Consider the following 4627-nt stretch of genomic DNA (forward strand, 5'->3'; position numbering starts at 1 on the left):
AGCTCATCACCGTCCAGCTCTACGACCAGCAGGGCAACATCCCCCTCGGCCTGACCCCCATCGTGCTGCTCGACGTCTGGGAGCACGCCTACTACCTCGACTACCAGAACGTGCGCGCCGACTACGTCACCGCCTGGTGGAACCTCGTCAGCTGGTCCGACGCCGAGGCCCGCCTCCAGCGCGCCAAGACCCAGACCGCAGGCCTCATCGTCGCCTGACACCACGCCGCTGAGGCACCTTCACCGCCGAACCCCGGCCTACGCACCCCTCGACGTCCTGATCGGTGCGCAGCCCGGGGTTCGGCGCGTCCGGGACCTGCACGGACGTCGGCGCGCTGTGGTACGAATACGGTCGTCGCACCGACGTCACGGCCCTCGGGACCTGCGTCCGCGCACCCTTCCCGACGACGAGCCGAGGCCACCGTGACCGCACCCGGACCCGACCACCTTCCCGCGCCCCAGGGCTCCGCGAGCACGCCGCCCGGCGTCCCGCAGCCCGACCCGTACGCGCCCGCTCCCCCGGCAGGCTCGTTCCCGCTGCCCGTCCCGGTCCCCGCGCCGCAGCCGTCGTACGCGCCCCCCGCACCGCCGTCGTACGCGGCCCCCGCACCGCCGTCGTACGCGGCCCCCGCACCGCCGTCGTACGCGAGCCCGGGCGCCGGACAGCACCACGCCGCGACGACTCCGGGAGCGCCGCCCACGGGCTATGGCGTCCCGTCCGGAGCGCCGTATCCTCCGTACGCCACCACGCCGGGCGCACCGGCGGGGCCGTACGGCTCCCCCGGTTCCGGCCCCGGCGCGGTCCCGCCGGGGGCGCCCTCGACGAGCGTCGGCTGGGTCGTCGCAGCGTTCATCCTGTGCTGGCCGCTCGCGATCCCGGCGCTCCTCGCGTCGCAGCGGGCGTCCCGGGCGCGCAACGCGGGACGGTTCGACGAGACGCGCCAGGAGGCCGGACGCGCGCGCTCCTGGGGGATCGCCGCGGTCGTGACCGGTTCGGTCCTCACGATCGGCTGGATCGTCGCGCTCGTCGTCGCGGTGAACGCCGGGGTGCTCGCGGCGACGTCGTCGGGCCCGACAGAGCTCGCGGGCCCGTCCTCCGTGACCGAGGAGCCCGCCGACGACGTCGCGCCGGAGCCCGTGCCCGAGGAGGAGGCGCCGCTCGAGGAGCAGCCCGCCGACGTCGCCGCGCCCGTCGACAAGCACGTCGCCGAGCTCGCCGCGGGCGACTGCTTCGACGGCGACGCCCTGGGCGAGAGCGTCTTGACGGTCCCGGTGACCACGTGCGAGGGGGAGCACCGGTCCGAGGTCTACGCCGTCACGACCCTCCCCGAGAGCGAGTTCCCCGGCGACGAGCAGGTTCACGTCATGGCGGACGAGTACTGCACGGCGGAGTTCGAGCGGTTCGTCGGGCTCACCTACGACGAATCGGAGCTCTACCTCTGGTGGTTCCCGCCGGGCAAGGAGAACTGGTTCGCCGGCGACCGCACGGTGCAGTGCATCATCGAGCCGCTCGAGGGCACCGTGTCCGGCAGCCTGGCGGGCGTCGCGCGCTGACGTCGGACCGCGGCTCAGTCCGCGGTGACGAAGAGGTGGCGCGCGACGTCGTCGGGCAGGTCGAGGACCGTCTCGGCACCCTCCCCGGACACGGTGACGACACCGTCGCCGACCGCCACGGCGAGCGCCTGGCGCGGGAAGATCCCCGCCTCGGCGAAGCGCGCGAGGAGCTCGACGTCGACCTGGACCGGCTCGGCGATGCGCTGCAGGACGACGCGCGCCTCCCCGCCGTCCCGCACGCCGTGGGCCACGAGATGCCGCGGCAGCGACACGACGCCGTCGAGGTACTCGACCTCCGGCAGGTCCTCGCCGAGCTCGCGCAGCCCGGGGATCGGGTTGCCGTAGGGGTCGTGGGCCGGGTGGTCGAGCAGCGCGACGAGGCGCTGCTCGACGCGGTCGCTCATGACGTGCTCCCACCGGCACGCCTCGGTGTGCACCTGCTCCCAGTCGAGCTTGATCACGTCCGTGAGGAGCCGCTCGGCGAGGCGGTGCTTGCGCATCACGCGCACGGCGGTCTGCTGCCCCGAGGCGGTGAGCTCGAGCTGGCGGTCGCCGCCGACGACGACGAGACCGTCGCGCTCCATGCGCGCCACGGTCTGCGAGACGGTCGGGCCGGAGTGCCCGAGCCGCTCGGCGATCCGCGCGCGCAGCGGGGGGATCCCCTCTTCCTGCAGCTCGTAGATCGACTTCAGGTACATCTCGGTCGTGTCGATCAGGTCGGTCACGAAAGCCTCCCGGCACAGGTACGACGCACGCATTCTGGAACCGTTCAAGTCTAGCGGGGTACGCGGACACAATGGTGTGTCGGTTGCGCATACTGTGTGTCGCACACTATGGTGTGACACATGATCGATCCAGAGATCGTCGCGGGACACAGCCAGGAGGTGCGGCGCGGCTCCGTCGTCGTCGCGAGCCTTCTCATGCTGCGGACCCCCGGCTACGGCTACGGGCTGCTCGAGGCTCTCGCCGCTGCCGACCTGCCCGTGGACGCCAACACGCTCTACCCGCTCCTGCGCCGCCTCGAGAAGCAAGGCCTGCTCGTCAGCGAGTGGAACACCGAGGAGGCGCGTCCACGCAAGTTCTACCGGACGTCCCCCGACGGCGAGCGCCTCGTGCACGCGCTGCTCGACGAGTGGACGGCCGTCGCCCACATCCTCCGGACCATCGACACCCAGAAGGGCACGTCATGACGCTCACCGACCGCTACGTCGCGGCGACGCTGCGCCGCATCCCCGCCGACAAGCACGGAGACATCGAGGAAGAACTCCGCGCGTCCATCGCGGACGCCGTCGACGCCCAGCTCGACTCCGGCGTCGCGCAGGACCAGGCCGAGACCACGGTGCTCAGCGACCTCGGCGACCCCGACCGGCTGGCCGCCGACCTCGCCGGCCGCCCGCTCTACCTCATCGGCCCGGCGCTCTATCTCGACTGGCTGCGCCTCCTCAAGGTGCTGCTCTGGTTCAGCCTCATCCCCGGCGCCGTCGTCCTCACGGTCGACCTCGCCGACGGCGGTCCCGTCGGCTCCGCGATCTGGGAGGGCCTCTGGACGGCGGCGACCGTTGCGCTGCAGATCGCGTTCTGGACCACCCTCGTGTTCGTGGTCATGGAGCGCACCGGCACGAAGCCGGGCGACCTCACCGGCACCAAGCCGGGCGACCTCACCGGACCCTGGACCGTCGACCGCCTGCCGGCCGAGCGGCCCCGGCGCGAGGTCTCGCTCGTCGACACGGTCGTGTCGGTCGGGCTGCTCGTGCTCGTCGCGGCGGCGCTCCTGCTGCAGCCCACGCTCTCGTGGTTCCACGAGCCCGACGGCACCGCGATCCCCGTGCTGCACCCGGACCTGTGGCCCGCCTGGACCGTCGCCCTCCTGGCGATCGTGGCGGTCGACATCGTGCTCACGATCGTCACGTACGTCCGCGGCCGGTGGACCGTCGGCCTCGCGGTCGTCAACACCGTCACCGCCACGCTGTTCGCCGGCGCGTTCGTGTGGCTCGCGGACGCCGACCGCCTCGTCAACCCGGCGTTCCTCGAGGCCTCCGGCGGCGACTCGCTGACGTGGCTCTCGGACGGGATCATCGCGATGACCGTCGTCATCGCCGTCTGGGACGTCGCCGACGTCTGGGTCAAGGCCCTGCGCGGACGCCGCGCCTAGGCAGGTCCGGTGGCCCGCTCCCGCCTCGACCGCGTCCGCCGCGCGGTCGAGGCGGCGGCCCGTGCACGGCCTGTACGTCCGGGGGCCGGCGGCTCCCCCGGCACGACGGCGGAGCTCGCCGCGCACGGCCTCGTCGCCCCGGAGCCGGGCACGACCGCGACGTTGCGCACCGGGACGCGGGAGTTCGTCGTCAGGGGGTGGTGACCGGCGTCCCGCTGCTGACGGACGTGGACCGCGAGGCGCAGCAGCGGTTCATCGCGGTGGTGGACGTGCTGTGCGACGCCGACGTCGAGCTCGTCGTGACGTCGCGGCACGACCTCGCGGCGTTCCGCGCCGCCCTCCCCGACCGACCCGAGGCGTTCCGTATGACGAGCCGCCTGCTCCTCCTCGGGGCCTGACGACCGGGCGCGTCGTCGCCCCGTGGGGTTTGCGCTGCCGCCATGTCGTGGGCGGAGGCTACGATCGGCCGCAGCCGACCGCACCCGCACCGACTGGAGGCACCCTGTGGCACGCTCCGACGGCACCGACGACGGCGGCACGCCGCGCGGCCAGCGCGGCCCCCGCGCGGCCGACGCGCTCACGTGCTCGTTCTGCGGCAAGTCACAGCGCCAGGTCAAGCGGCTCATCGCCGGGCCCGCCGGCGTGTTCATCTGCGACGAGTGCGTCGCGCTGTGCCTCGAGATGGTCGAGGAGGACCGCGAGACGGAGGCAGCGTCCCAGGACGTCGTCACGGGCGACGGGCCCCTCCCCACGCCGCACGAGATCTTCGCGCACCTGAGCCGCTACGTCGTCGGTCAGGATCCCGCGAAGCGCGCGCTCGCCGTCGCCGTGCACAACCACTACAAGCGCGTCCGCGCCTCCGCCGCGGCCGCTGCAGCCGCGGAGGCCGAGGGCGAGGCGGTCGCGGCGGACGACCCGGACC

The 4627-nt window shown here is 73.4% G+C and carries 8 protein-coding genes; 7 read left to right on the top strand and 1 reads right to left on the bottom strand.

What is annotated here, in order from left to right; genetic code table 11:
* Together AC4H2H_RS19645 and AC4H2H_RS19650 are read left to right on the top strand one after the other, a co-directional pair.
* A partial coding sequence (locus AC4H2H_RS19645; protein WP_494372519.1) for a Fe-Mn family superoxide dismutase occupies positions 1–218 on the top strand: 218 nt, incomplete at its 5' end.
* Positions 219–422: 204 nt separating this feature from the next.
* Positions 423–1553 (top strand): septum formation family protein, encoded by a 1131-nt coding sequence (locus AC4H2H_RS19650; protein ID WP_494372520.1) that lies wholly within the window; start codon positions 423–425, stop codon positions 1551–1553.
* 14 nt (positions 1554–1567) lie between these two features.
* On the opposite strand, the gene AC4H2H_RS19655 is transcribed toward AC4H2H_RS19650, so the two are convergent.
* Complete coding sequence (locus AC4H2H_RS19655; protein WP_494372521.1) at positions 1568–2278, bottom strand: iron-dependent transcriptional repressor DtxR; 711 nt, start codon at positions 2276–2278, stop codon at positions 1568–1570.
* Positions 2279–2398: 120 nt separating this feature from the next.
* Here AC4H2H_RS19655 and AC4H2H_RS19660 point away from each other — a divergent pair, with 120 nt between their 5' ends.
* The 5 genes from AC4H2H_RS19660 to AC4H2H_RS19680 all read left to right on the top strand — a co-directional run.
* Complete coding sequence (locus AC4H2H_RS19660) at positions 2399–2743, top strand: PadR family transcriptional regulator (protein ID WP_494372522.1); 345 nt, start codon at positions 2399–2401, stop codon at positions 2741–2743.
* On the top strand, positions 2740–3705 hold the full coding sequence (locus AC4H2H_RS19665) for a permease prefix domain 1-containing protein (protein ID WP_494372523.1): 966 nt from the start codon (positions 2740–2742) through the stop codon (positions 3703–3705). The genes AC4H2H_RS19660 and AC4H2H_RS19665 overlap by 4 nt, the downstream gene beginning before the upstream one ends.
* 9 nt (positions 3706–3714) lie before the next feature.
* Positions 3715–3909 (top strand): hypothetical protein, encoded by a 195-nt coding sequence (locus AC4H2H_RS19670; protein WP_494372524.1) that lies wholly within the window; start codon positions 3715–3717, stop codon positions 3907–3909.
* Positions 3906–4103, top strand: a complete 198-nt coding sequence (zapE, locus tag AC4H2H_RS19675) for an AFG1/ZapE family ATPase (protein ID WP_494372525.1) — start codon at positions 3906–3908, stop codon at positions 4101–4103. Before AC4H2H_RS19670 ends, zapE begins: the two co-directional genes overlap by 4 nt.
* Positions 4104–4209: 106 nt before the next feature.
* A partial coding sequence (locus AC4H2H_RS19680) for a ClpX C4-type zinc finger protein (protein WP_494372526.1) occupies positions 4210–4627 on the top strand: 418 nt, incomplete at its 3' end.

This window comes from Cellulosimicrobium sp. BMG9.22, from assembly GCF_059159975.1.